General features: G+C 39.4%; 22 protein-coding genes. 9 read left to right on the top strand and 13 right to left on the bottom strand.

Annotated elements, in window-relative coordinates; translation table 11 throughout:
- Positions 1 to 5 precede the first annotated feature (5 nt).
- Together D7029_RS01115 and D7029_RS01110 are read left to right on the top strand one after the other, a co-directional pair.
- Positions 6 to 2531: a fimbria/pilus outer membrane usher protein gene (locus D7029_RS01115; RefSeq protein WP_194951636.1), complete on the top strand. Its 2526-nt coding sequence runs from the start codon at positions 6 to 8 to the stop codon at positions 2529 to 2531.
- Between the two features lie 9 nt (positions 2532 to 2540).
- Positions 2541 to 3563, top strand: a complete 1023-nt coding sequence (locus D7029_RS01110; protein WP_194951635.1) for a fimbrial protein — start codon at positions 2541 to 2543, stop codon at positions 3561 to 3563.
- Positions 3564 to 3628: 65 nt separating this feature from the next.
- Here the strand turns inward: D7029_RS01110 and yigL are convergent, their stop codons facing one another.
- The 4 genes from yigL to pldA form a co-directional block, all read right to left on the bottom strand.
- Positions 3629 to 4429 carry a sugar/pyridoxal phosphate phosphatase YigL gene (yigL, locus tag D7029_RS01105; protein ID WP_088494013.1) on the bottom strand — a complete coding sequence of 267 codons (801 nt, stop codon included), beginning with the start codon at positions 4427 to 4429 and terminating at the stop codon, positions 3629 to 3631.
- Between the two features lie 12 nt (positions 4430 to 4441).
- A complete protein-coding gene (gene pldB / locus D7029_RS01100; protein WP_088494014.1) occupies positions 4442 to 5446 on the bottom strand; it encodes a lysophospholipase L2 in 1005 nt (334 codons plus the stop codon).
- 18 nt (positions 5447 to 5464) lie between these two features.
- Complete coding sequence (gene recQ, locus D7029_RS01095; protein WP_194951634.1) at positions 5465 to 7294, bottom strand: ATP-dependent DNA helicase RecQ; 1830 nt, start codon at positions 7292 to 7294, stop codon at positions 5465 to 5467.
- A 115-nt stretch (positions 7295 to 7409) separates the two neighbouring features.
- Entirely contained in the window at positions 7410 to 8285 is an 876-nt protein-coding gene (pldA, locus tag D7029_RS01090) for a phospholipase A (RefSeq protein ID WP_194951633.1), read from the bottom strand.
- Between the two features lie 232 nt (positions 8286 to 8517).
- On the opposite strand from pldA, the gene D7029_RS01085 reads away from it, so the two are divergent.
- Positions 8518 to 8985, top strand: a complete 468-nt coding sequence (locus tag D7029_RS01085; protein WP_075672777.1) for a thioesterase family protein — start codon at positions 8518 to 8520, stop codon at positions 8983 to 8985.
- Between the two features lie 145 nt (positions 8986 to 9130).
- Positions 9131 to 10024 carry an EamA family transporter RarD gene (gene rarD / locus D7029_RS01080; protein ID WP_099076355.1) on the top strand — a complete coding sequence of 298 codons (894 nt, stop codon included), beginning with the start codon at positions 9131 to 9133 and terminating at the stop codon, positions 10022 to 10024.
- Here the strand turns inward: rarD and D7029_RS01075 are convergent.
- From D7029_RS01075 to lptM, 7 genes are all read right to left on the bottom strand, one after another.
- Complete coding sequence (locus tag D7029_RS01075; RefSeq protein WP_194951632.1) at positions 10021 to 10431, bottom strand: hypothetical protein; 411 nt, start codon at positions 10429 to 10431, stop codon at positions 10021 to 10023. The two genes, rarD and D7029_RS01075, sit on opposite strands and share 4 nt — an antisense overlap.
- Positions 10432 to 10578: 147 nt before the next feature.
- Positions 10579 to 12735 (bottom strand): DNA helicase II, encoded by a 2157-nt coding sequence (gene uvrD / locus D7029_RS01070; protein ID WP_088494019.1) that lies wholly within the window; start codon positions 12733 to 12735, stop codon positions 10579 to 10581.
- Between the two features lie 144 nt (positions 12736 to 12879).
- Positions 12880 to 13596: a 5-amino-6-(5-phospho-D-ribitylamino)uracil phosphatase YigB gene (gene yigB, locus D7029_RS01065; RefSeq protein WP_088494020.1), complete on the bottom strand. Its 717-nt coding sequence runs from the start codon at positions 13594 to 13596 to the stop codon at positions 12880 to 12882.
- A complete protein-coding gene (gene xerC / locus D7029_RS01060) occupies positions 13596 to 14519 on the bottom strand; it encodes a tyrosine recombinase XerC (RefSeq protein ID WP_194951631.1) in 924 nt (307 codons plus the stop codon). Before xerC ends, yigB begins: the two co-directional genes overlap by 1 nt.
- Positions 14516 to 15226, bottom strand: a complete 711-nt coding sequence (locus D7029_RS01055; RefSeq protein WP_088494022.1) for a DUF484 domain-containing protein — start codon at positions 15224 to 15226, stop codon at positions 14516 to 14518. Before D7029_RS01055 ends, xerC begins: the two co-directional genes overlap by 4 nt.
- A gap of 25 nt (positions 15227 to 15251) precedes the next feature.
- Positions 15252 to 16076 carry a diaminopimelate epimerase gene (dapF, locus tag D7029_RS01050; RefSeq protein ID WP_194951630.1) on the bottom strand — a complete coding sequence of 275 codons (825 nt, stop codon included), beginning with the start codon at positions 16074 to 16076 and terminating at the stop codon, positions 15252 to 15254.
- A gap of 41 nt (positions 16077 to 16117) precedes the next feature.
- Positions 16118 to 16285: an LPS translocon maturation chaperone LptM gene (gene lptM, locus D7029_RS01045; RefSeq protein WP_071788576.1), complete on the bottom strand. Its 168-nt coding sequence runs from the start codon at positions 16283 to 16285 to the stop codon at positions 16118 to 16120.
- Between the two features lie 79 nt (positions 16286 to 16364).
- Between lptM and cyaY the strand changes: the two genes are divergently transcribed.
- A complete protein-coding gene (cyaY, locus tag D7029_RS01040; protein ID WP_088494024.1) occupies positions 16365 to 16682 on the top strand; it encodes an iron donor protein CyaY in 318 nt (105 codons plus the stop codon).
- 94 nt (positions 16683 to 16776) lie between these two features.
- On the opposite strand, the gene D7029_RS01035 is transcribed toward cyaY, so the two are convergent.
- Complete coding sequence (locus tag D7029_RS01035) at positions 16777 to 19371, bottom strand: class I adenylate cyclase (RefSeq protein ID WP_194951629.1); 2595 nt, start codon at positions 19369 to 19371, stop codon at positions 16777 to 16779.
- A 998-nt stretch (positions 19372 to 20369) separates the two neighbouring features.
- Between D7029_RS01035 and hemC the strand changes: the two genes are divergently transcribed.
- From hemC to hemY, 4 genes are read left to right on the top strand one after another with little or no spacing between them, the layout of a single operon-like run.
- Complete coding sequence (hemC, locus tag D7029_RS01030) at positions 20370 to 21311, top strand: hydroxymethylbilane synthase (protein WP_194951628.1); 942 nt, start codon at positions 20370 to 20372, stop codon at positions 21309 to 21311.
- Complete coding sequence (gene hemD, locus D7029_RS01025; RefSeq protein WP_194951627.1) at positions 21308 to 22045, top strand: uroporphyrinogen-III synthase; 738 nt, start codon at positions 21308 to 21310, stop codon at positions 22043 to 22045. Before hemC ends, hemD begins: the two co-directional genes overlap by 4 nt.
- A gap of 20 nt (positions 22046 to 22065) precedes the next feature.
- The gene (gene hemX / locus D7029_RS01020) at positions 22066 to 23355 is read left to right on the top strand and encodes a uroporphyrinogen-III C-methyltransferase (RefSeq protein WP_194951626.1); all 1290 of its coding nucleotides are present in this window, start codon (positions 22066 to 22068) and stop codon (positions 23353 to 23355) included.
- Positions 23356 to 23359: 4 nt separating this feature from the next.
- Positions 23360 to 24580: a protoheme IX biogenesis protein HemY gene (hemY, locus tag D7029_RS01015; protein ID WP_194951625.1), complete on the top strand. Its 1221-nt coding sequence runs from the start codon at positions 23360 to 23362 to the stop codon at positions 24578 to 24580.
- 81 nt (positions 24581 to 24661) lie between these two features.
- On the opposite strand, the gene D7029_RS01010 is transcribed toward hemY, so the two are convergent.
- Complete coding sequence (locus D7029_RS01010) at positions 24662 to 24979, bottom strand: hypothetical protein (protein ID WP_194951624.1); 318 nt, start codon at positions 24977 to 24979, stop codon at positions 24662 to 24664.
- Positions 24980 to 25792 lie beyond the last annotated feature (813 nt).

Here is a 25792-nt window from a genome sequence, read left to right as displayed (position 1 = left end):
GAGTTATGACTTTATCCATCATCGCATTATCTACAAAACGATTACCGGTATTTCCTACTGATAATCTCTATCGCCACTGTGTGCTTGCCATGGCGATAGCCTCTATTTTATTTCCTTATCAGGTCATTGCTGAAGAGCAATTTAACCCTGATGCACTCAATTTAGGAATAGAAAATCAGGTCGCGGATATTAATAGCCTTGATTATTTTTCTTATACTGGAGGACAACTTCCTGGTATCTACTCTGTTGATATTTATCTCAATAATAAATTAATTGATAATCGCCAAGTCCGTTTTATTTTTGATGAAGAAAAAAAGACGCTAGCGCCAGAGCTCACCAAACAAGATTTATTAAATTGGGGAGTGAAAGAATCTGCAACTTCGTCATTTAACCAGCAAGCGAGCACATCAACAATTACCGATATTGCTAGCGTTATTCCAAATGCAAAGTATGAGTATGATTTTTCACGAGCACGTTTGTCGTTTTCTGTACCACAAATTGCTTTATACAATTATGGGCAAGGCTATATTCCACCAGCACAGTGGAACGATGGCATAAATGCTGCCTTTGTAAATTACACTTATCGTCAAAATCAGTATTGGTATCATGACCAAAATAATAGTAACTCTATTTTCTTAGGGTTACGTAGTGGTGTTAACGTGGGCGCTTGGCGTTTACGTAACCACAGTAACTACAATAAAAACAGTGATAATTCATCTCAGTGGAATAGCTTACAGACTTATGTTGAACGAGATATTCGTAGTTTAAAAAGTCGTTTAACTATAGGTGAAACCGCTTCTGATAATGATGTATTAGAAAGTATTCCTTATCGTGGTATTAAATTGGCTTCTGATGAAAGCATGTTGCCGCAAAGCCAACGTGGATTTGCTCCCGTTGTTAGAGGAATCGCGCAAAGTAATGCTGTTGTCACTGTTCGACAAAATAACAGCATTATTTATCAGACCTCCGTTCCACCGGGTGAGTTTGCTATTTCAGATTTATATCCCACTTCTTACAGTGGTGATTTACAAGTTACGATTGAAGAAGCCGATGGAACAACCCGCACCTTTTCACAACCTTTTTCTGCTGTTCCCATGATGCAACGTGCGGGTAGCTTAAAATACAGTGTAGATATTGGTAAATATCATGCAGACACAGCGGCAAGAAAACCTAATTTCTTTCAAACCTCTGCTATTTATGGGCTTCCTTACAATTTCTCCATTTATGGTGGCACATTAATCTCTGCTGATTATCAAGCTTATGCATTGGGTACTGGGGTTAATCTTGGCTATTTAGGTGCCGTTTCTGCGGACATTACTCACGCGAAAACAACCTTAATAAATGACAATGAAGCCCAAGGCCAATCTTATCGTATTCAATATTCGAAATATTTACCTGATACCAAAACAGGTTTTTCATTAGCTTCTTATCGCTATTCAACAAAAGATTATTACGATTTCTCAGCGGCTAATGAGCGATTTTCTCATCTCTATCGTAAGAAAAAACAGTTTCAGTTATCTGTATCACAATCTTTAGGGGATATGGGCTATCTCTCATTAAATGGTTATCAACAATATTATTGGTATCAAGACAGAGTCGATCGCAATGTAAATGTGAGTTTTAACTCAAATTATCGTGCATTAAGTTATAGCGTCTCTTATGCCTATAACAAGCGTCAAGAAAGTGGATTAACCGATCAAATTTTATCTATTAATTTTAGTCTTCCATTTAATATTGCTCAGAATAACAACTGGTTAAGTTATCGCTATAACACCAGCAAACAAGGTGATTCTATTAGTTCAGTGAGTTTAAGTGGTACTCAGTTGGAAGATAACAACCTGCAATATGATATATCCCAAAACTACAATCATTCTCGCCAAGAATACAGTGGCTCTGTTAATGGCAACTACAGTGCTTCAGGGGGCGAGATCAGTGCGGGTTACAGTTACGACAAACGCTATCAATCAATGAATTGGGGTGCGACTGGTGCACTTTTGGTTCATAAAGGTGGGATAACACCATCTCGTACCATTTACGATTCGGCCATTTTAATTAAAGCAGAAGATGTTGATAACTTAAAAGTCAGCAGCGCACAAAGCCTTTATACCAATGCTCAAGGCTATGCCGTTATTCCTAATGTTTCACGTTATGAACGTAATAAAGTGACTGTTGATCCCGCTTCTTTGACGGGCAATAACGACGTTGAATTAACATCGACAACCGTTATTCCAACCAAAGGGGCAATTGTCTTAGCCGATTTCAAAGCAAGAAAGGGCGCTCGTGTACTTGCAAACTTGCGCTACAACGGAATACCACTGCCATTTGGTACTCAAGTTGAGATTTATAAAGACGCACATCTGCTTTCAAGTGGGATTGTCGCCAATGATGGTGAGGTTTTCTTAAATGGTGTCCCCGAACATAGCCAGTTGCGAGCTAAATGGGGCAACAGTGCCGTTGAACAGTGTCAAACAACGTTAAATGTGGATCTTGCTTCAGAAAAAATCCAATTTTTACAACTTGAATGCAGATAGGTGAGCACAATGAATAAATATATAACTCTTGGTTGTCTGTCTGCTGTTTTGTATACATCAACCACATTTGCAGAGTTTAGGGCTGACCTTACCACTAAAACCGTCACCTATTCCGCTCCCATTTATGTCTCACGTTCAGCACCTATTTTAACCGAAGTCGCAACGATTAATTTAGGTACGGTGAATGCATGGACTTGGTGGAATCTCTCCGGTGGTGCAGTAAGACCAGGGATTTATTTACCCGGCTCTTTTAATGCATCAAGCCCAAGAGTCAATGGAGCTTATGTCAAAGAGCTTAATAGCAGTGGTGTAGGTTATACCTTACATGGCACTATTGGTGGGAGTTGTAGTGGCTCTGCTTATGTCGATGGTCAGCAAAATATTGATGGTAACTACAGTAATCGCCTTATTTGCTCAACCAATGCTACTAGTGGCAATTATTCTGTGTCATTAGAAATGAAGCTTTATAAATTACGAGATAATGTGAAATCACAAACGATCCCTGCTTCATGGGTCGCTATGCTTATTCTCTACAATAATGGCTTTATCACCAGTGACTATGTAGGAAAAAATGAACCTCGAATTAATCTATCCTCTTTAAACATTATCTCTAGTGGCTGTGATGTTGTGAATAATAATATTAATGTGCCATTAGGTGCTGTACCTAAATCGAGTTTTAGTGGTGTTGGCTCTGTAAGCCCTGACAGTATCAAAGATTTTAATATTAATTTGAGTTGTGATCCGGTTTCGCCAATTAAGATCCGATTTGATGGTGTTGCAGATGATCAACAAACAGCTGGAACCATTGGTTTAAGTAACCCAACAGACAGCAATACCGCTAAGGGTTACGGTATCCAAGTTAAATATAAAAATCAGCCTATCAAGCTCGGGCAATTAATTACTATGAGTGAAAAAAATAGCGGCGCAGGGAGTTATTCTATTCCTTTAGAGGCGGGCTATATCCAAACATCTGATACAACGAGTGCAGGCAAAGCAAATGGAACATTGCAGTTTACGATGCAATACCACTGACGAAATGTAGATGGATTTAAAAAGCAAAAGGCGAACATTTTGTTCGCCTTTTCTTTTAGCTGGGATCACACTTGGTATAGCTTACGTAAATAATGAGGAACTGCTTCATCCGCGTTGGTACCAATGACTTCCATATTGGGTAGCAAATCTTTTAATGTCTGGTGCGCATTTTCCATAATGCAGCCTTTACCCGCCATCTGTAGCATCTCTTTGTCATTCATACCATCACCAAATGCGATAGCATCTTTTGCAGAGTGTTGCATCAGTTCAGCCACTCTCTCTAGTGCCTCACCTTTAGATACGCCCCCTGCCATCACTTCTAAGCAATTACGCAGTGAGAAACTCACATTAACCTTATCACCCCAGAGCTGATTGATTTCATTCTCTAGCTTCAGTAATAGCTCATGATCATCAGAGGTAAAAAAGACCTTACAAACATTGGTAGTCGGAAATCCTGTTTTACAATATAACTCATAGCCAAAGTCTGATTCTCGAAAAAACTCACAAGCCCCTGGCATCTCTTTATTAACATACCAATAGTCACCTGCATAAATATTAGTTTCAATTTCAGGGTGATCAAAAACCATAAGAGCCAAATCATAAGCAATTTCAGGCTCAAGATCTTGGCTAAAAATAAGGTCGCCATGAGTGTTATGCACTCGCGCACCATTAGACGTTATCATATAAGCGTTAATGCCTAACCCATCACGAATTTGAGCAACATCAACATGATGACGACCTGTTGCGAATACAAAATGCACGCCTTTGTTAATAAGTAGGTGCAGAGTTTCTTGCGTATAGGGAGTTAATACATGATTAGGTGATAACAGCGTGCCATCCAGATCTGAAGCAACTATCGAATACATACACGTTCCTGATTAAAATAAATGCTTATCATAAAACTCACAGATTTCATTTAATGCTTGTGAGCGTAGCTTATCTATTTCGAACAAGATTTCATGATGCGCACCCTCAATCACCAGTGGCAGTTTTTGCTTTTCTTCTCTTGTTCTGGACTGACTATAACGTTCACAGAAAGCCCTTAGCTCTTGATTATCTACCACCTTATCATGCTCTGCTTCGAGCACTAATAGAGGGGTATTAATCTCTCCCGCATGTTCAATTAACCAATCTCCCATTTTTAGGCTTTCCCCCATCCAATGATAAGTCGGTCCGCCTAATCGTAGTTCTGGAAAATCAGCATAATAACGTAAATATCGACGATATCGCTCATGGCTATGTGTTAACACATTAAGGATAAATGGCAGTGGAAACCATTTACCTGTGGATACCGCGTAGTTATTTCTTTCAGATTGACTTTGTTCTGCTCGGTTAACTAAAAAATTAGCCACCCAGCGAGGTATGGGTAATTTAATGCCAAACATCGGCGCACTTAATGCCGCCGCTTTAAAAACATGAGTTTGCTTTAGAAGATATCCCGCTAAGATAGCACCGCCCATTGAGTGAGCTAACGCAAAATAATGTTGGTATTGAAAAGGCAACACTATCGTATCAACGAACGTCGAGAAATCATCGATATAATCACTGAATTTCTCTACATGCCCTTTTTGCGTATCTTCTAATAGTCTGTCAGAAAGCCCTTGTCCTCGATGGTCGAGAAGAAAAACATCATAGCCTGAGTGAAAGAAATCGAATGCAACTTCAGGGTACTTTACATAGCTTTCACTACGGCCTGAAGCAATAACCAATGCTTTATTGTGCGATGGTGAACGCCAATGAACATAGCGAATTTTTGCGCCATCAACGCCAATAAATTCACCCTCTTCACGCAGTCCCCAAAAATCCAATAAGACGCCGTTCGTAAATGCAGAAAACTGCTTTTCACGCGATAACCACGAATATTTAAACAGAGTGGTTGTCATTGGCTCTCCTTATTGGTGTTATTCGAAGCCCTCAATATGGTCACGGATGAGTGTCATAAAAGCGGGTCCAAATCGTTCTAATTTTCGTTGTCCAACACCGTTTATTAATAACAGTTCATCTGGATAAACGGGGCACTGCTCTGCCATTTCAATCAATGTGACATCATTAAAGACGACAAATGGCGGAATGTTTTCTTCATCAGCAATAGATTTACGTAATTTACGTAGTTTCGCAAATAATTTTCTATCGTACTGTCTATGGGCATTTTTTGTTTGTTGATTACGGCTTTTTGTCGGGCTTAATAATCTTGGTACGGCTAATTGTAATGGTACTTCGCCACGTAAGATCGGTCTTGCCATCTCTGTCAGTTGCAATGCAGAGCGATGAACAATATTTTGAGTCACCATACCTAAGTGAATAAGCTGACGAATAACACTCACCCAATGTTCATGACTTTGCGCTTTACCAATACCATAAACAGGTAATGTATCGTGTCCTGAATCTCGAATACGCTGATTATTCGCGCCTCTTAAGATTTCAACAATATAACCAATACCAAAGTGCTGACCAGTACGATAAATACAAGACAATGCCTTTTGCGCATCCACTAAACCATCATATTGCTTAGGAGGGTCAAGGCAAATATCGCAGTTACCACAAGCATTTTGTCGATGTTCATCGAAGTAGTTTAGTAACACTAAGCGTCGGCATGTTTGAGCTTCAGCAAATGCTCCCATTGCATTAAGCTTATGCATTTCAATTGCTTTTTGGTCGCTTTCTGGCTTTTCATCTAAACAACGACGCAACCACGCCATATCGGCAGGATCGTAAAATAATACGGCTTCTGCGGGCAATCCATCTCGCCCAGCACGCCCTGTTTCTTGGTAATAAGATTCAATATTTCGCGGAATATCAAAGTGAACGACAAATCGGACATTGGGTTTGTTTATTCCCATACCAAACGCGACAGTGGCAACCACAATTTGTAAATCATCACGCTGAAAAGCTTCTTGTACTTTCGCACGTTGTGCAATTTCCATTCCTGCATGATAACCCGCGATGCTTAATCCTCGTTTACTCAGACGCTCTGCTGTTTCTTCGACTTTACTGCGGCTATTACAGTAAATAATGCCTGACTTTCCTTTCTGACCACGAATAAATAGCCAAAGCTGATCAAGTGGTTTGTATTTCTCTACTAAAGTGTAGCGGATATTCGGTCTATCGAAACTGCTGATATGAATTAACGGATCACGCAACACTAGCTGATTAATAATATCGTAACGTGTTGTATTATCCGCCGTTGCCGTCAGAGCAATAATGGGAACATCAGGAAGATATTGTCTTAATAACCCTATGCCACGATATTCAGGACGAAAATCATGTCCCCATTGTGAAATACAGTGAGCTTCATCAACAGCGAGTAATGCGGGTTTCCATTGCACTAACTGATGAAGAAAACTCTCCATCATTAAGCGCTCAGGAGCAATATACAGCAGTTTTATTTCACCCTTTTGACAACGTATTTGAACATCAAACTGTTCTTCACGCGTTTGGGTTGAATTTAAATAAGCAGCTTCAATACCATGAAGGCAAAGTTGATCAACCTGATCTTTCATCAGTGAGATGAGTGGAGAAACAACCACTGTCAGCCCATCAAGTAATAATGCGGGAATTTGATAACAAAGGGATTTACCCCCCCCTGTCGGCATCACAACTAGACAATCTCTTCCAGTTGTAATGGTATGGATGATTTCTTGCTGACCAGGGCGAAATTGCTGATAACCAAAGGTTTCTCGCAAAATAGCTTGTGCTGATGGCATTGAATTAAGAACTTCTGCTGTGGACACACCGTTCCTCTGAAAAGCTGCTGATAAAAACTATGATGAGGAGTAAAAGAAAAGGCACCAATGTTGAAGGTGCCATCATCATTTATAGCGCTATGCTAACCCAGAACGGGGAAAATTACAGCATATCATTAAGCATCACGCCAACACCGACTCGTGTTTGACGAAAGTTATAATCAATCATTGATTCGCCATAACCACTAAATACTTGGGTATAAAAGCGCACATGCTTAGTAATTGGGTAGCTCCAACCTAATTCAGCCGCCCCATAACCACTGTTCCAGTTATAACGCCCAGTCGCAGTGATCACACTTTCGCCTAATCGATAGCCCGCTTTTAAACGGTAATACCCCATATAGCGATTAATCTCTGGATTATCATCACGTTGAGCACTTTCACTAAAGCGATACCAAGGTTTTAGATCAAGCTGTAAATTGCCTTTTTGTACCATAAAACGCGCATAAGCACGGTTCCAGCTACGAGATGTGGGATCAGAACGACCATTCGATTCGTGGTTAAAGCCGGTTTCTATTTCACGAAGAGTCCAACCTGCAAATTTATAGTCTGTTGCCCAACCTAGAAAAAGTTGCGGTTCATAGTTTGTCTCACGGAAAGGGGCAGATTCTTTCTTATTACTTAATTGCCACCAAGAGCGTTGGGTATAAGATGCCGCTAAAACAGAGTTTTCACCCGCAATACCTCGCCATAAAGGGAAGGCCAAACTAAGCTGGAATTTCACCTCATCTTTTTTAGCCTTATTACCCCAATCATAACTTTGAATAGCCTCTTTATTCATATCAGAGGTATCAGTGTAAATAATATAATTGGATTCATAAGGATAAAGAACAAAAGGTGAGTCGTATTCTTGTAATAAACCAGAAATGATACTGCCCTGAACAAGCGGTGCAGGAGATGATGATGCTTGTATTTCGGATGCAAATCCCCATGCTGGATAGAATAAAGCCACCGCAAGTAAAGAACGGATGTAACGCATAGTTAATTATCCTGTTTCATTATTGAATAATATAGAAGTTAGTACTTACTTTAGAATTAGTTCTTATATATGTGCTTTATTACACTTTAGCGTCCATATTTTACACGTAATCGCCATTAAATCTCGTATATTTTTACACCATTATATTTATAGCACGAATGTGCAATTACGATTTTGTCATGTATCATTAACATAATATTAACTTAATGACGTGATATCAGGGGTTCTAAAAATGGAAAAACAGTTAACATTAGAAGAGGCTCAAACACTAATTGGTCATGTTTTTGTTTATAAGATGCCCTTTAATCAATTAATCGGCTTAGAGCTAGTTCGCTTTGAACAAGACTACGCTGAAATTCAATTTCGGTATCAAGATAAACTGGTTGGTAATATTGCTCAACGTATCTTACATGGCGGGCTCATTGCTTCTGTACTTGATGTCAGTGCGGGATTAGTTTGTGTCGGTAACGCATTAACACGTTTAGCACCAATATCCCAAGAGCAACTTGAACAGAAACTCGCTAACATGGGCACAATCGACTTACGTGTTGATTATTTAAGACCAGGGCGTGGGGAATGTTTTACAGCGAGTAGCCATATTTTACGCAGTGGCAATAAAGTGTCTGTTGCTCGTGTTGAATTACATAATGAAAAACAAGTTCATATTGCCAGTGGAACAGCAACCTATATTGTAGGTTAAGCCTTTGTTAGAATTCATTGCGTGCAATGATACTTAGATTAGTATTAATTACTTGTAAAAATGCATGCCTAATGACACATTAGATAATGTCATTGGGTATGATAACCCCGTCACACTTTTCCTTTCCATCAATTCCAGAGATAGCATGAGCCAGAAAAACACGATGAAAGGCGTTTTATGTGCCTTAGGCGCCTATTTGATCTGGGGTATTGCCCCTGTCTATTTTAAAAGCATTCAAGAAGTGCCTGCAGAAGAGATCTTAACGCACCGTATTTTATGGTCGTTCTTTTTTATGTTGATTTTAATGACAATTAGTCGTCATTGGCCTTATTTACGCCAATTAATACGTCAACCTAAAAAAATTCTTCTTTTAGCACTGACTGCCGTCATTATCGCAACTAACTGGCTTACCTATATATGGGCGGTTAACCACGGCTATATGCTAGAAGCCAGCCTTGGTTACTTTATTAACCCACTGGTTAACGTACTGTTTGGCATGCTTTTCTTAAGCGAGCGTTTCCGTCGTATGCAATGGGTAGCAGTAGGTTTAGCATTTACTGGTGTATTTATTCAACTCTGGCACTTTGGTTCAGTACCTGTGATTGGATTAAGCCTCGCCGTGACCTTTGGCCTTTATGGCTTACTGCGTAAAAAATTGGGTGTTGATGCACAAACAGGCATGCTGGTAGAAACATTATGGCTATTCCCTGTCGCATTAGTTTATATCTTATTTTTCACACATTCACCGACTAGCAATATGCTTGAAAATAGTTGGTCATTAAATACCTTATTAATTGCAGCTGGTATTATTACCACAGTACCGTTATTACTCTTTACAGAGGCGGCGCACCATCTGCGTTTATCCACCTTGGGCTTTTTCCAATATATTGGCCCAACTTTGATGTTTATTCTTGCAACAATGGTATATGGCGAACAAATTGATGCAGAACGATTAGTCACCTTCGGCTTTATTTGGGTTGCACTGATCCTCTTTACACTTGATGCACTTTATACACAACGCCGTTTAAGACGCAGCTAATCCTCTAAAATTCGCTCTTCCGCTAAATTGCTGATTTGTATAAAAGCGGAAGAGAGTTTTTTCTTCTTATTCTTCTTTAATAAATGCGCACTCTTTGATATCTCCTCTGCGTAGCGATATGAACGCCTAAATAATGTTGATATTGCGTTATGAATCAATTGAATATGGTTAATCACGATACTGTAATAGAGATTGATGCGAGGAACAAAATCACGCTGGTGTCTCAATAGCTTACAATACAAATCTTCTTCAAATTCATTGATGGGTTCACTGGGATGATAAATATCACAAAGAACTTCCTCAGTATTTTCGATCAATAATTCATTACTAGAAAAAGAGACAGGCGAAGTTCGCGAGCAAGGTGCGATAAAAGAGTAAGTATGAAAGAAGACACTAGAGAGTTTCATCAATTAATCCCATTAAGCAAGAATAGATAACGAGATTATTAAGTAACCAACTTGAACTTCCCTTAAAAAAAACACCCCAACTTATCTACCAAATAAGTAAGGGTGTTTTTTTATATGGGGTAATGCGAATTCACTCTAAATCGGGGCTTATTCCAACCGAGCAAATGCTGCCACCAGCCATTTAATCCCTTCACCATTAAAGGCGATTTGTAATCGGCAATGCTCACCGCTACCTTCAATATTAATAATGGTGCCATCACCAAATTTAGGGTGCTTTACACGTTGCCCAAGTGAATAGCCACTATCATTGCTGATAATCGGAGTGCCTAAACGGCTATGATTAACAGGACGTGAAACTGTTGCGCGTAAACGGACTTCTTCGACACACTCTTTAGGTAACTCACCAATAAAACGAGAAGGTCGATGGCTGACTTCTTTTCCATATAAACGGCGATTTTCAGCGTAAGTGAGTGTTAACTTTTTCATTGCTCGCGTAACACCGACATAAGCCAAGCGGCGCTCTTCCTCCAAACGTCCACCTTCATCTAGCGACATTTGACTTGGGAACATCCCTTCTTCGACACCCACAATAAAGACTTGTGAAAATTCGAGCCCTTTAGCAGAGTGAAGTGTCATTAACTGTACGGCATCTTGATATGCATCGGCTTGGCTTTCGCCCGATTCTAATGCGGCATGTGAAAGAAACGCTTGCAGTGGCATTAAATCTTCGTCTTCATCTTGATAACTAAATTGACGAGTCGCAGTGACCAGCTCTTCTAAGTTTTCAATACGGGCTTGGGCTTTTTCACCCTTTTCTTGCTCATACATCGCTTTTAAACCTGAATCACGAATAATTCGGTCTGTTTGCACATGTAATGGCATATCTGCTGTTTCAGAGGCGAGTGTTTCAATCAGTTCTAAGAATCGTTGAATTGCAGCGGTTGCACGTCCCGCCAACATTTTATGTTCGATAACCTGTAATGCGCTTTCCCATAAGGTAATTTGGTTATCTCTCGCGACTTGGCGAACAATATCTAATGTTCTATCACCAATGCCCCGTGTTGGTGTATTCACAACACGTTCAAAAGAAGCATCATCATGGCGATTAGCCGTTAATCGCATATAAGAGAGTGCATCTTTAATTTCTTGACGCTCGAAGAAACGCTGACCACCATAGATTCGATATGGCATTGCCGCTTGTAATAACGCCTCTTCCATTATACGAGATTGGGCATTGCTACGATAAAGAATGGCACAGTCTGTTAGCGCACCGCCTTCTTCTTGCCAGCGCTTAATTCGGCCAACAACATAACGCGCTTCATCTAAATCATTAAAAGCACAATACAGCGAAATAGGCTCGCCTTCTGCACCTTCAGTCCACAAGTTTTTACCTAACCTGTCACTGTTATTGGCAATGAGCGCATTCGCAGCTTTTAAAATGTTGCTTGTAGAACGATAATTTTGCTCTAACCGGATAGTCTCTGCACCAGGAAACTCATTTAAGAAGTTTTGAATATTCTCAACTTGCGCGCCGCGCCAGCCATAAATAGATTGATCGTCATCGCCAACAATCATCACTTTACCCGTTTGACCTGCCAGCATTCTTATCCATGCATATTGAATGCGGTTAGTGTCTTGGAATTCATCAACCAAGATATTGGTAAAGCGATTTTGGTAATGCTCTAAAATTTGAGGTTTATTAAGCCAAAGTTCGTGAGCGCGTAATAAAAGCTCAGCAAAGTCCACCAGCCCTGCACGATCACAAGCTTCTTGATATGCCTGATATACTTTCAACCATGTCGTTTCAACAGGATTACCATAGGTTTGAATATGTTGTGGTCGTAAACCTTCATCTTTTTTACCGTTGATATACCACATGCCTTGACGTGCAGGCCATTGTTTATCATCAAGATTCATTGACTTAACAATACGACGAATAAGGCGATATTGATCGTCACTGTCAATAATTTGGAAGTCTTGTGGCAAATTCGCATCAAGATAGTGTGCGCGTAATAAACGATGAGCAAGGCTATGGAAAGTACCAATCCACATACCGCCTTGGCTTGTACCAATTAAGTCTTCAATACGATGGCGCATCTCTGCGGCGGCTTTATTGGTAAACGTCACAGCCATAATCGAAAAAGGAGAAGCTTGTTCAACAGATAATAGCCAAGCGATACGATGTACCAGTACCCGTGTTTTACCACTGCCTGCACCAGCTAACACCAGCATATTAATACGAGGTGCGGCTACAGCTTCACGCTGTTTGTCGTTAAGGCCTTCTAGCAGATATGAGACGTCCATAATTACCAATCATTTAGTGAAGAAAATACTGTGGATATATACAGAAATAGAGAGTAAGCAACAAACTAACAGGAATTCACGCGCTATGCAAAATAAAGCCTTTTTTAGCCGCGCTTATCTGTGCCATTCTTACCGAATATCACATTAAACTAATTCTATTAGTTTGCTTAAATCTGTAATTTCAATATGTGGCATTACTCTGGTTTCACCTTCTTCAAACAAACTACGGTTATCAAGGTTAATCCAGCACGCTTGTAATCCACTATTAACGGCGCCTTCGACATCTGTTACAAGGTGATCACCCACATGTAGGATTTTTTCATGTGGAAGATTTAACAGTGAAGCGGCTTTATCAAACATATCAGGATAGGGCTTAGAGCGACCATCAGGGCCGGCTTTTAAAATATGTGAAAAATACTGTCCTAGCCCACAACTTAATGGGTTTGCATTACCATTTGTAATCGCAATTAATGGGATTTTCTGAGCCAACTCTGTGAGAACTTGGTGGGTATTTTTAGGCACATTAATGCGACTACGCCAATAAGCAAAGTGCGCCATAATTTCATCTGCACCTTGTTGTGCTTTAGCTTCACTGTAGTTGTAATCTAACAGCATATTTCTTGCGGCAAGCCAACGCCACTGCGTAATATCATGAAAAATATCAGGATTATTTTCTATAAGTGGCTTTTTATAGGCATTCACATCTTTTTCTGTGAAATGATTAAAACGCAGATCATATTGACGAATAAAATCCAGCGTCTCTTTTTCAGTTCTGTCCATTACTGGCACATTGTCATACAGTGTGTCGTCTAAATCAAAAGTCATCGCAGCAATTGGCGTCAGAGTTCTGTAAAAGCGCATTATGATTTTTCTCTCTTAGCTCTCGGATGAGCAGCATCATAGACTTTCGCTAAATGCTGAAAATCTAAGTGGGTATAGACTTGCGTGGTCGATAAATTAGCGTGCCCTAATAACTCTTGTACAGCACGTAAATCACCACTCGATTCCAATAAATGCGTGGCAAACGAGTGACGTAATTTATGAGGATTCACATGGCTACTTAGTCCTTGTTTAATACCCCAAAGTTCAAACCGTTTTTGTACACTGCGCACAGATAAACGCTTACCGCTTTGAGTTGAGATAAAGACAGCTTTATCTTCAGGTGCATAGAGCTCTCGCATCGGAAACCAATTTTGTAACCACTCTATCGCTTTTCTTCCCAGCGGTACTTTTCGTTCTTTACTTCCTTTACCTAAAACACGAACTTCACCTTCATTCATGTCGATATCGCTCATGTTTAAGTTAGTCAATTCTGATAGACGCAATCCTGCACCATACATCACTTCCAGCATGGTTCTATCTCTAACAGAAAGGGGATCTTTTAAATCGATATTCATCAATTGGCTAACTTCATCGACATCCATATTTTTAGGAAGATGACGACCAGATTTAGGCGTGCGAATACCTTTTGCTGGATTAACCTCTAACATTCCCTGTGCCACTTGCCAATCAAGAAAGCTCCGTAATGCCGAAAAGCGCAAAGCAAGGCTAGTCGGTTGTAACCCACTACGATGACTTTTCGCTAGTAACATACGTACATGTTGGCTTTCAAGTGATGCCCATTGTGTGATTTTCATTGCCACCATCATTTGTGCTAATGCGGTCAGTTGGCGATGATAGTTTTCTACTGTGACAGGGCTTAATCGGCGTTCAACTTGGATATAACGCAGGAATTGCTCAATAGCGATGGAGAGTGTTTCTGGAATATCTATTGGTTGATTCATTGCCTTGCAATCCAACGAAGTAACAATTCTGGTAAAATATGGGCGAGCTTATCAAGCATCACTGTTCCCATCCCTTCCTGAAAATGTTGGTTATCTCGGCTATTAAATATAATCACCCCCAAATCACCATAATGCCCTAGCAATGAGAGCGCAACGGAACCTGAGCGTCGTACATTAGGCATCAATAACATGATCTCTTGCCCATTTAATGTACCTAAATAGTGATTATCATCGCCCATACGCTGAATGCGAAAATGTTCAAATGCTTGGCGAGATAATGGTAGATCTTGTGCATCTAAAGGTGGCTGTAATTGCCAGCGATCGGTAAATAGGCGTAATTGAACTGAATAAAGCCCTAATCCCTTAGCCCAAAGGTTTAAACGTTCTAGCATTTCGTGAAGAGAAGCACTGTTGGATAGTTCAGAAATTAATAATAAGAGTTGGCTAAACAGTGCTTCATTTTCAGAGGCTTGTTCTATCAACAAACGCATATCTTCTTCAAGATAATGGATGCGGTTACGCTGGCGCGACATTATCCATTCGACTAAAGAAACGGTTCCTCTGACGGGGTGAGGAACTTGCATTTGCTCGATATAGCTTGCATTACGGATAAAAAAACCAGGATGCTCCCTAAGATAACGGATCACTTGTTGATCATTAAGTTCGTTTGTTTCAGGGCAACAGAACTGCTCATTTTTATCCGTCATACAGATAGCCTCTCAAAAAATAATATTATAGCTGAATGATCCCATCATAAATATGTGTTGCAGGCCCAGTCATATAAAGAGAGTTGCCCTCTCCTTTCCATTCAATTAGCAACGATCCACCCGGTAAAGTCACTTTCACGCGTTTATCTAATAAACCTTGTGAAATACCAATTGCGACTGCTGCACAAGCCCCGCTACCACAGGCTTTCGTTTCGCCGGCACCACGTTCAAACACACGTAAATGAAGATTACTTCTGTCTACGATTTGCATAAAACCAATATTAGCACGTTCAGGGAAACGTTCGTGTTGCTCTAACACAGGCCCTAGCAGCTCAACTTCTGCTGTTTTAATGTCTTCAACCTGAATAACGCAATGAGGATTTCCCATTGAAACCACACCGCACAATACAGTACGTTCCATTGCCCTGATAATATAGGTCTTTTCTGCCTTTTGTGCACGGAAAGGGACTTTTTGAGGCTCAAATTCAGGTTCGCCCATATTGACGCACACATCGTCATTGTCCATAACATGCAAGGTCATTCTGCCAGACTGTGTACTGACTTTTATCTCTCTTTTGTTTGTAAGGCCTTTTAGTCTCACAAATCGAGCAAAACAGCGAGCACCATTACCACACTGCGCAACCTCGCTTCCATCCGCATTAAAAATACGATAATGGAAATCGAGTTCGGGATCATAAGGCGCTTCAACCACCAATAATTGATCAAACCCAACACCAGTATGGCGATTCGCTAATCGACATATTAATTCTGGCGAAAAATAAACATTTTGAGTCACAGCATCGACCACCATAAAGTCGTTGCCAAGACCATGCATTTTTGAAAATTGCATCTTGCCCCTGCCTGAAACGAAGTTAGCGTTTCTAAGATTGACTAATTGGTCTGAGTTGAGGCGCTCTCAACTTGCTGGGTTGGCTGGGATGACTGTGTCATTTTTGCCTGAGTATCTTCAGGAGGGAAATAAAGAGGGCCTTTCAAGCCACAACCAGAAAGAGAAATCAGTGTTATTATAGCAAGAGTGCAACGTAAATACGTTTTCATTCGAAATCTGCCTGTCATTTATTTGGTTAATATCCTCTATAATCGCAGTTAGATCTCGAAAAGCAAATAGGAAATGAAGATGAACGACAGTGAATTTCACCAATTAGCTGACGAACTCTTGTCAGAAATAGAACAAACTATTGATAATTATGAAGGTGACGCAGATATTGATTGTGAAATCAATGGCGGTGTAATGACATTAACCTTTGAAAATAATAGCAAAATTATTATTAATCGTCAGGAAGCGTTTCATCAAGTTTGGTTAGCGACACGCTCTGGTGGCTATCACTTTGATTGGAAAGATGAACAATGGATTTGTGATAGAAGTGGCGGTGAATTTTTAACCATGCTAGCACAAGCGATAACAGAACAAAGTGGCGAAGCGTTTTCTTTCTAAGAAACGCAGTTATCTACAACAGTCACCTACAACAGTTACTTACAATAATGGGAGCTATCAAAGCTCCCATTTGTATTAATTGGCTTGTACTCAATTAAGAGTGTTGCACCGCTTTATAATCTGTAAATCCGTGAGCAACAACGTTCATCTCAGGTTGGGCTTCTTTACTTCCCAGATCGGATAATTTACCAAAGGATCCACCCGCAAAAGGTAACACTTGCGTTGATCCTTCCACTTTCACAATTTGATAAAACTGCGGCAGATTAAAATTAATAAAGCTTGAGCCATATGTGAATCGGTCATGAGATGAAGAGTAGAAACGGCTAACATCTTTCACTAACTCTTCTTTACTTCCTTCACAATGGGAATAAATTTCAACGCGATTTGCTTCATCTAAGATATAGATATTAAAGACATTATTATCTTCTGTGGTTTCAAAGAAGAACTGAATAATCCCTTCGCAAGCAAAACCATCAATCACTGCCGGTAAATAGCGAGCGTCTTTATCTAATTTAACCGGCAACCCATGAAGTTTGTTATATGAAATTGCACCATAAAATTCGATCGCATTTTCTAATTTTTGTACCGACACATTGAGGCGTTCAAAGAACAATCCCCACGTTTGCCCAGCAATGCGTAAAGCTTTAAAACGGCCCGGCTCCAAACGATTTGTTGATAAACGCAATTCAATACATTCTGAGACTAACTGCTGAACACGAGTACGAATTAAACCACGCAAATGTTGGCTATAACAAAATACTTCAACAGAGGCAGGTGGAGCCGCATCCTGGTGCATTTTACCTAAAATCGTTTTTAACGATTCCAACATAGATTGTGTACCGCTGAAATGAAGCGTTCTTACCTCATTCCAAGAGTTACGGTACAACAAATCAATGCTACCAATAAGACATTGCTCTTTTTCACCGAAACTAAAGACATCCAATTTTCTAAAATCAAAGTGAACCACTTGATCAGAAAAACTCTCTGTTGGGTCGGTTTCCAAATTAACAATAATCGCAAGGTGTCGAATTTCACAAGGGCTATACAGTGCTTTCGGGGTTGGTGCAGGTAAACGAATGGGGAAATGGCTCGACATATCCCTAACTAATTCATGCAGTTTAATTTCATCACAAGAGGATTCTCCTTGATGAATATAAACTCGAGACTCTTTCGTTAACAACCCATTAAAGTAAGACCATGCCACTAATTTATTTAAATAGCGGTTATATTCTAATGGTTGATGTCCAACGATATTTTCAAAATCAGGGGCACGATTATATAAGTACCATCCGCTACGATTTGCTCGGCCTTGTGGTACATAAATAAAGGTTAAATGTGACTCTGATAAATCAGGTGATATCTGTGGATTAACCAGTGTAACTTTACCGGGTAATGCTTCAAACGCAGCGTAAAGTTTGCGGGTTAAGACACCGATATCTTGCGGACTTGCACTGACACTTAAATTATTACGACGCGCAAAACGGATAAGATTACGATAGCTTTGCATCATCGTATCTAATAATTCATTGTGTGCATCACGCACTCGCTCGATTTTCCAACTATCACGCGTATCAAGTACGGTTAAGCGTTCATTATCCCATTGCCATTGAGTAACCAATTGCGATAAGACTTGTCGTCTCCAACCCTCTGGTTCATTTTGTGTTTTTTCGTTAGATAATTTTTCACACACTTTCAGGTAGAAACAGCGACGGATAAGATCAAGGCGAGTTAAATCATTGATAGAAACCAAATAGCGAGTGACACGCTCAAGCATCATACAATAAGCATCTAAACCGTAATTGACGATTTCGCCACGATGTAGATGTTGTTTCATTTCTAATGCCAGCAATTTCCCATTAGGGTAGTCCGCTGAATAGGCTTCTAATAAAATACTTTTTAGTACCGCTTTATAAGGCGAATCGACACTTTTATAGAGTTGCCATAAGCTTGCGCCAAAGTACTCTTCAGCAGAAAGTTCACCTAATCCCCCTAGATCTAGCCACTCATTTGGCGTTAATACGCCTTGGGCATAAAGGGAGTTAACATATTCGTCATAATGATGCTCTTCTTCAATAGGCACCATCGCCCATAGCAAGCGCTTACCTGCTAGGCGTACCGCGGTACGATAAAACTCATCAAGTAAAAGAATATGTTGGGTAGAGCCGCAATCTTCTCCACCTAAGCTACCGCTTGCATGATGACGAAATCTATTTTCATCAATTAAGAAAAACGTAACATCAATACCAAGCTCGCCAGCCCACTGTTCAATCAACTGGCATTTGCGTTGTAAAAGTGCACGTTCATCTTGATCCAGCCATGATTGATGGCAGACCCAAATATCAATATCGGAGCAGTGACTTTGACCAATAGAAGAAGTACTCCCCATTGAATAGATGCCAGTAATTGGCAACTCTCCATTGGCGTATCCATCCATCGGATCATCACATAATGCGTTAACCAGCTTATTCGCCCATTGACGTTGCATGTCATCAGGTTCAAAGAAACATGTACCGTGAGGAACATTTCCTTGTATGTAGCCGGGCAACTCAGGATGGTGGTAATGCAATAAAACAGGAATTAAACCATAGACCTGTTTAAAAACATCACACATCGATGCAAATGCTCGTTCCAGTCTGAGTTGATTAATCGCATCCAGCCGTTGCTTCAGTGTTTCAATATAAAGATACAAGAGTTTCGCCTGAACAATACTAAGAAGATAGTAGAATCTGAGTTTATAAGTGACCAAGGTTGAGTTAGGTAATATTAATAGATAAAACTTTACTAACAAAATCTTGGAAACGTGATCAATTTAACACCTTGAGCTCAAGGCGTAAAGAGGAACTCAAAATATAGCACCAAGATCTAAAAGTGATACTTAAGCGCTTAATCGTGTAAAGCCATCAAATAAATATCTTTATAATCATAAATATACGCTATTTTACTCATGAAAAAAATGATAAAAAAAATCTCTCAATCCCCCCTTTACCCCACAAAAACCCCTGTTTACTTGATGATGAAACTGAAAATAAATTTTGACAAAACATAAAAAATAGATAAAAAAGCAAAAAATAATAGCAACCAATTGATAATATTAGGTTATTTATATTTTTTGATTATTTTTTATGTTTCAGATAGAAATAAGAATTCTATTTTTAATATTTCGATAATAATATTTAAAATAATATTTAATTTTTATTAATTATTTATTTAGTTCAAAAATAAATTCTTTTCTTTATTTTAATTATTTCTCCTTCTTTTATTTAATAATAATTTTGTTAAAATTTATCGTGTTTTTATATATTAAAAAATAATAAGAAAGATAAGAGAATTTAAAATAATGGTTGTTTTATCAATATGTTCAGATTAAATATGATATTTACATCATCTTCTACCCACTAAATGTTAATGAAATTGATTTAATGTTTTAATTTTGTAAATAACCACACTTTTTATATAGATATAAGAAGAATAAAATTCTAAAAATAACTAAGCTCAATAGCGTTCATTAATAATTTACTTATTTTCTATTTCCTTTTTCTTTTTTTCTTTTTCGATGATGACCTCATTTCTTTCATTGTAATCACGACACAAAACGCCTTAACTGGAAAATTGAGCCTTAAAGTGTTAAAACAATGCCTTATTTCTAAACAAAAATACCGCTAATCGCTCGGAAGAGATAATACTATTATGTCAAAAAGTACCATCCGTATTGCTACCCGCCAAAGCCCCCTTGCTATGTGGCAGGCACTTTATGTGAAAGAACAACTACAACTTACTCATCCAGGTTTAGTCGTCGAATTAGTACCGATGGTCACTAAAGGTGACATCATTCTAGATACACCTTTAGCTAAAGTAGGTGGCAAAGGGCTATTCGTAAAAGAGTTAGAACTTGCTCTACTTGAATCACGTGCAGATATTGCCGTTCACTCAATGAAAGATGTTCCTATTGATTTCCCAGAAGGTTTAGGGTTAGTTACTATTTGTGAACGCGAAGATCCTCGTGATGCTTTTGTCTCTAATCATTATGATTCTTTAGAAGAACTGCCAGCAGGTAGCATTGTAGGTACATCCAGTTTACGCCGCCAATGCCAATTAAAAGCACAGCGTCCAGACCTAGTTATTCGTGATTTACGGGGTAATGTAGGTACTCGCTTAGGAAAATTAGATAATGGCGATTACGATGCCATTATTCTTGCCGTTGCTGGCTTAAAGCGCCTAGGTCTTAACGAACGCATTCGCACACCATTATCTGCTGAGCAATCCTTACCCGCGGTTGGACAAGGGGCTGTTGGAATTGAGTGCCGCTTAGATGACAATGAAACTCGCCAGCTATTAGATGCGCTCAATCACACTCGCACCGCAATTTGCGTTAAAGCAGAACGTGCAATGAATACTCGTCTTGAAGGCGGTTGCCAAGTTCCTATTGGAAGTTATGCCATTTGGCAAGAAGACAAAATTTGGTTACGTGCTTTAGTCGGTTCTCCTGATGGTGAAACTATTTTACGTGGCGAACGTTTAGTGACTCCAGAAGATGCAGAAACTGCGGGGATCTCATTGGCTGAAGAGCTTTTAGATAAAGGTGCGCGAGCTATTTTAACCGCCGTGTATCAAGGCAACACACCTGCATGAGTATTTTAGTCACTCGCCCCAATCCAGCAGGAGAGGCATTAACTCAGCGCTTAATAAATGCAGGGAAAACAGCCTTTCAAGCACCTTTAATCGAGATCACCGCAGGTCGTGAACTCCCTTTATTAGATGCTAAACTAAAAGAATTAAGGGCGGGTGATTGTGTATTTTTACTTTCCAAAAATGCGGTGTCATACGCAAACTGGCAGCTAAATCAATTACAACAATCATGGCCAGATACGCTATCCTATTATGGAATAGGTCAAAGCACAGCGAAGGATTTCCAACATTTAAGCAGTCTTCCAATTTGCTACCCTGAGCAAGGAGAAACCAGTGAAGATCTTCTTGAACTTCCTGCACTTAATCAGGTGAAAAACAAACGAATATTACTGCTTAGAGGTAACGGTGGTCGTGACTTACTCGCAACAACATTGAGTCAACGAGGCGCGATCGTTGATGAATGCGAATGTTACCAACGCCTATTTATTAATTATTCCCCTGAAGACTTTGCGCTTCAATGGGAAAAAGCGCAGGTTGATACGCTTGTTGTCACTAGCGGTGAAATGTTACAACAACTCTTTGATCTGGTCGCTGAATCTAAAAAAGCATGGCTGTTAAACTGCCATTTACTTGTGGTCAGTGAACGATTAGCAACAATAGCAAAAACATTAGGGTGGGAAACCGTCACCGTTGCTGAAAGTGCCAATAATGATGCTTTATTTCATGCATTAATATAGAACCTAAATGAGACGCCGATATGACGGAACAGAAAAATACGAATGATAATGACTTGCCAAAAAATGCAGCTAAAGCTGATGAGAATGTCCGCTATCAGGAAGTCAAGCCTGTTAATAACAAGCGCTCAGGTCTAATTGGAAGTGCTGTTGCTATCCTTGTTATTTTGGCAATCGGTGGTAGCCTTTATTATTACACCAATCAACAAGCATCAAAGCTGAGTGTAGAAAATCAATCACTCAAATCTGAGCTTGCCCAATTACAACAACTCCAAAATACTTATCAACAACGCTTTGACAATATTGATAGCATGTTTAACTCACAAAAACAGACTATCGATAAATTACAAAACGAGCGCCAAACAACAGAGCGTCAAATTCAAGATCTACAAACACGATTTGCCGCTATTTCCAGTGCAGACGTCAAAAGTTGGTTATTAGCTCAAGCCGATTTTATGGTGAAAATGGCTGGTCGTAAGTTATGGAATGATCAGGATGTCGTAACCGCGGTAAGTCTACTAAAAGGTGCCGACAGTAGCTTAGCGGAAATGAACGATCCGAGTTTACTTGAGATCCGTCGTGCTATTAATGAAGATATCAGTAGTTTAGCCGCGCTCACCAAAATTGATAATGATGGCATCATCTTACAATTAAACCAGTTAGCGAATCAGATTGATAATCTCCGTTTAGCGGGTTTGGAGCGTAACGGCTCACCAATGGATAAAAACGACGAAACCATTTCAGGTTCACTTTCTGATTGGAAACAAAATCTAAGTAAAAGCTGGAAAAGCTTTATGGACGATTTTATTACCATTCGTCGCCGTGATACCGCAGCCGTTCCTTTATTAGCACCTAATCAAGATGTCTATTTACGTGAGAATATCCGTTCACGTTTATTAATTGCTTCTCAAGCAGTGCCTCGTCACCAAACTGAAACTTATCAGCAATCTTTGGAAGCGGTATCTACTTGGGTACGAGCTTATTTTGATACCTCTGATCCAAGTACAACTGCATTTTTAGATACGGTATCTGAATTAGAGAAACAGCCTATTACGCTTGCAATGCCGTCAGAATTGAAAAGCCCGACACTGCTAGAAAAACGTGTAGAAAAGCAAATTCGCAATCTACTGGCACAAAATGAGTATGCAGAGCCACAAGTGGCTGAGGCACAAGCTGTTGAAGCCCAAGATGCCCAAGCTGTAGAAGCCCAAGATGCCCAAGCTGTAGAAGCTGATAGCGCATCAGAAAGCGTACAAGATGCTGCGGCTGATAGCGCAACGACTGATACGCCAGTAACACAACAAGGAGAATAAGCTTATGTTAAAAATACTGCTCCTTTTTGTGGTGCTTATTGCCGGCATCATTTTTGGCCCACTCTTGGCAGGCCACCAAGGTTATGTGCTTATACAAACTGATGATTGGGATATTGAAACCAGTGTGACCAGCCTTGTCATTATGTTTGTTTTACTGCAATTAGCACTGTTACTCATTGGTTGGAGTTATCGCCGTTTTATTGGTACAGGCTCAAAAGCATATAGTTGGTTTTCTTTCCGTAAACGTAATCGTGCACGCAAACAAACCAGCATGGCATTAATGAAATTAGCGGAAGGTGATTTTAAAGAAGTTGAAAAACTGATGAGCCGTAATGCGGATTATGCAGAACAACCTGTTGTTAACTATCTATTAGCCGCAGAAGCCGCACAACAACGTGGTGATGAGTTCAGAGTTCAGCAACACCTTGAACGTGCAGCCGAGCTTGCCGATACCAATCAGCTTCCTGTTGATATCACACGAGTGCGTATTTTATTAGCGCAAAACGAAAATCACGCAGCGCGTACTGGGGTTGATGAATTATTAAATCAAGCACCACGCCATCCAGAAGTATTACGTCTTGCAGAAGTTGCTTATACACGAACAGCAGCTTGGCAAGCATTGCTTGATATCATTCCTTCTATGCAAAAAATTGCATTACATACAGATGATGAACTAGAGCAATTACGCCAAAAAGCCTATATCGGTATAATGGGACAGAAAATGTCCGAAAATGGCTGTGATGGTCTGAAAAATTGGTGGAAAGCGCAGCCGCGTAAAGTCCATCACGATAATGCATTGCGTGTCGTTTTAGCAGAACACCTTATTGAGTGTAACGATCCAGATACTGCTCAAACGATCATCTTAGACGGCGTTAAACGCCAGTATGATGAACGATTGATCTTATTATTGCCTCGTTTAAAAAATACTGATGCTAATGTTATTTTAAAAGTACTCAATTCATTAATTAAACAACATGGACCAACGCCATTACTCAATAGCACATTAGGTCAGATTGCAATGCAACAAGGGCAATGGGCTCAAGCTGAAGAAGCTTTTCGTAATGCATTAAAACAGCGTCCTGATGTTCATGACTTTGCATGGCTTGCTGATGCATTAGATAAACAGAAAAAATCTGAAGAGTCGGCGAAAGTGCGTAAAGATGCTTTATTAATGACACTGAAAAAAGACTCTGTCATTTTTGAAGAGCCTAAAAAAAGTAAATAAACTTATTCGATAAGAACCTGTTCATTCATCGAGTGATCGACTAATTTAAAAACCCTCTTTATTGAGGGTTTTTTATTGGATCTAAAAACCATATTGAAATAACAACACCACTTCTGCACATAAAACCAAAAATACATACACCCAAGCAATACGATAAAAACGAGTGGGTATTCCCTTCTCATTTTCTTGCTGAAATGACAGATAATGTTTTCTCGCCAGATAAAACACAACAATATAAATCAGTGCGATCCCCTGACAAAGAAAGGCCACATATTTAGCCCATGATTTGCCACCAATAATAAGCATGATAAGAGGGATCAAAAAGAATAATAATGGGCCAAACTTCTCTATAAGAAAGAGTTTTTCTTGTGCAAGATATGCTTTTTGTTTATTTATCATAATGATGCTATCTCCAATCTACCCTTGCGCTGGATAATAGCGTGATAATGCAATGAATACAAAATGGATGTGTGGTTGATATATAAAAAAACGCCTGTATAAAACTATACAGGCGCATAAATATACAATCAGGTCTACAGACGGATGGTGCCTCACTCAACGTTTCGTCCTGTTGATGATGAATGATGTTCATCGTTAACGTGGACGTAGGCACCGAATAATCGGCTCTGCATCATTCCTAGGTTTATGAAGCCATACGCTGTCATAAGGAGTGGAATGAGCATCTACAAGATAGATATTGCATTAAGCATGCCAATTTTCCATTTTTTATTAAAAATATCCCCTTTCTCTAAAAGGCATAAGGTAACTTATTGAATTTTGGTTTTCCTTTCCGGCTTCACTCATTTTCAATGATAAAAAAGCTATGACCTATGCTTTCACCATGCTATTGCTAAATAGAAAAGAAAATATAGGGTCTGATATACGTCTCTTTTTCACGACAAGAAAAACACACTAACTATTTAGTCATTTAAAATCAATGCATTAAATGTCTCTTATTGGAGACATTAAAAATAGCAAGTGTTGGCATTTACCGACAGATAAAATAAAAAGCTTATATTTCATATAATTATAACTAATTATTTTATGTATTTTACCTATCTTTTTATGAAGATTAAAATTCGGCAATAAATTAAATTATTAATAACCTTTAAGTGACAAGGACGGCATTCTTGTTAAAAACGTCATTTTGGCTTTCTTATCTGGAATACATAATCAAAAATAAAAAATATGAAAAGAGTAACGATTATAGAA

The organism is Proteus vulgaris (assembly GCF_016647575.1).
Taxonomy (GTDB): domain Bacteria; phylum Pseudomonadota; class Gammaproteobacteria; order Enterobacterales; family Enterobacteriaceae; genus Proteus; species Proteus mirabilis_B.
This window is presented reverse-complemented; position numbering and strand designations above follow the sequence as displayed.

Bases quoted from the DNA above. Each gene is read 5' to 3' on its own strand.
- D7029_RS01115 (WP_194951636.1), top strand. From the start codon at position 6: ATGACTTTATCCATCATCGCATTATCTACAAAACGATTACCGGTATTT.
- D7029_RS01110 (WP_194951635.1), top strand. From the start codon at position 2,541: ATGAATAAATATATAACTCTTGGTTGTCTGTCTGCTGTTTTGTATACA.
- yigL (WP_088494013.1), bottom strand. From the start codon at position 4,429: ATGTATTCGATAGTTGCTTCAGATCTGGATGGCACGCTGTTATCACCT.
- pldB (WP_088494014.1), bottom strand. From the start codon at position 5,446: ATGACAACCACTCTGTTTAAATATTCGTGGTTATCGCGTGAAAAGCAG.
- pldA (WP_194951633.1), bottom strand. From the start codon at position 8,285: ATGCGTTACATCCGTTCTTTACTTGCGGTGGCTTTATTCTATCCAGCA.
- D7029_RS01085 (WP_075672777.1), top strand. From the start codon at position 8,518: ATGGAAAAACAGTTAACATTAGAAGAGGCTCAAACACTAATTGGTCAT.
- rarD (WP_099076355.1), top strand. From the start codon at position 9,131: ATGAGCCAGAAAAACACGATGAAAGGCGTTTTATGTGCCTTAGGCGCC.
- D7029_RS01075 (WP_194951632.1), bottom strand. From the start codon at position 10,431: ATGAAACTCTCTAGTGTCTTCTTTCATACTTACTCTTTTATCGCACCT.
- uvrD (WP_088494019.1), bottom strand. From the start codon at position 12,735: ATGGACGTCTCATATCTGCTAGAAGGCCTTAACGACAAACAGCGTGAA.
- yigB (WP_088494020.1), bottom strand. From the start codon at position 13,596: ATGCGCTTTTACAGAACTCTGACGCCAATTGCTGCGATGACTTTTGAT.
- xerC (WP_194951631.1), bottom strand. From the start codon at position 14,519: ATGAATCAACCAATAGATATTCCAGAAACACTCTCCATCGCTATTGAG.
- D7029_RS01055 (WP_088494022.1), bottom strand. From the start codon at position 15,226: ATGACGGATAAAAATGAGCAGTTCTGTTGCCCTGAAACAAACGAACTT.
- dapF (WP_194951630.1), bottom strand. From the start codon at position 16,076: ATGCAATTTTCAAAAATGCATGGTCTTGGCAACGACTTTATGGTGGTC.
- lptM (WP_071788576.1), bottom strand. From the start codon at position 16,285: ATGAAAACGTATTTACGTTGCACTCTTGCTATAATAACACTGATTTCT.
- cyaY (WP_088494024.1), top strand. From the start codon at position 16,365: ATGAACGACAGTGAATTTCACCAATTAGCTGACGAACTCTTGTCAGAA.
- hemC (WP_194951628.1), top strand. From the start codon at position 20,370: ATGTCAAAAAGTACCATCCGTATTGCTACCCGCCAAAGCCCCCTTGCT.
- hemD (WP_194951627.1), top strand. From the start codon at position 21,308: ATGAGTATTTTAGTCACTCGCCCCAATCCAGCAGGAGAGGCATTAACT.
- hemX (WP_194951626.1), top strand. From the start codon at position 22,066: ATGACGGAACAGAAAAATACGAATGATAATGACTTGCCAAAAAATGCA.
- hemY (WP_194951625.1), top strand. From the start codon at position 23,360: ATGTTAAAAATACTGCTCCTTTTTGTGGTGCTTATTGCCGGCATCATT.
- D7029_RS01010 (WP_194951624.1), bottom strand. From the start codon at position 24,979: ATGATAAATAAACAAAAAGCATATCTTGCACAAGAAAAACTCTTTCTT.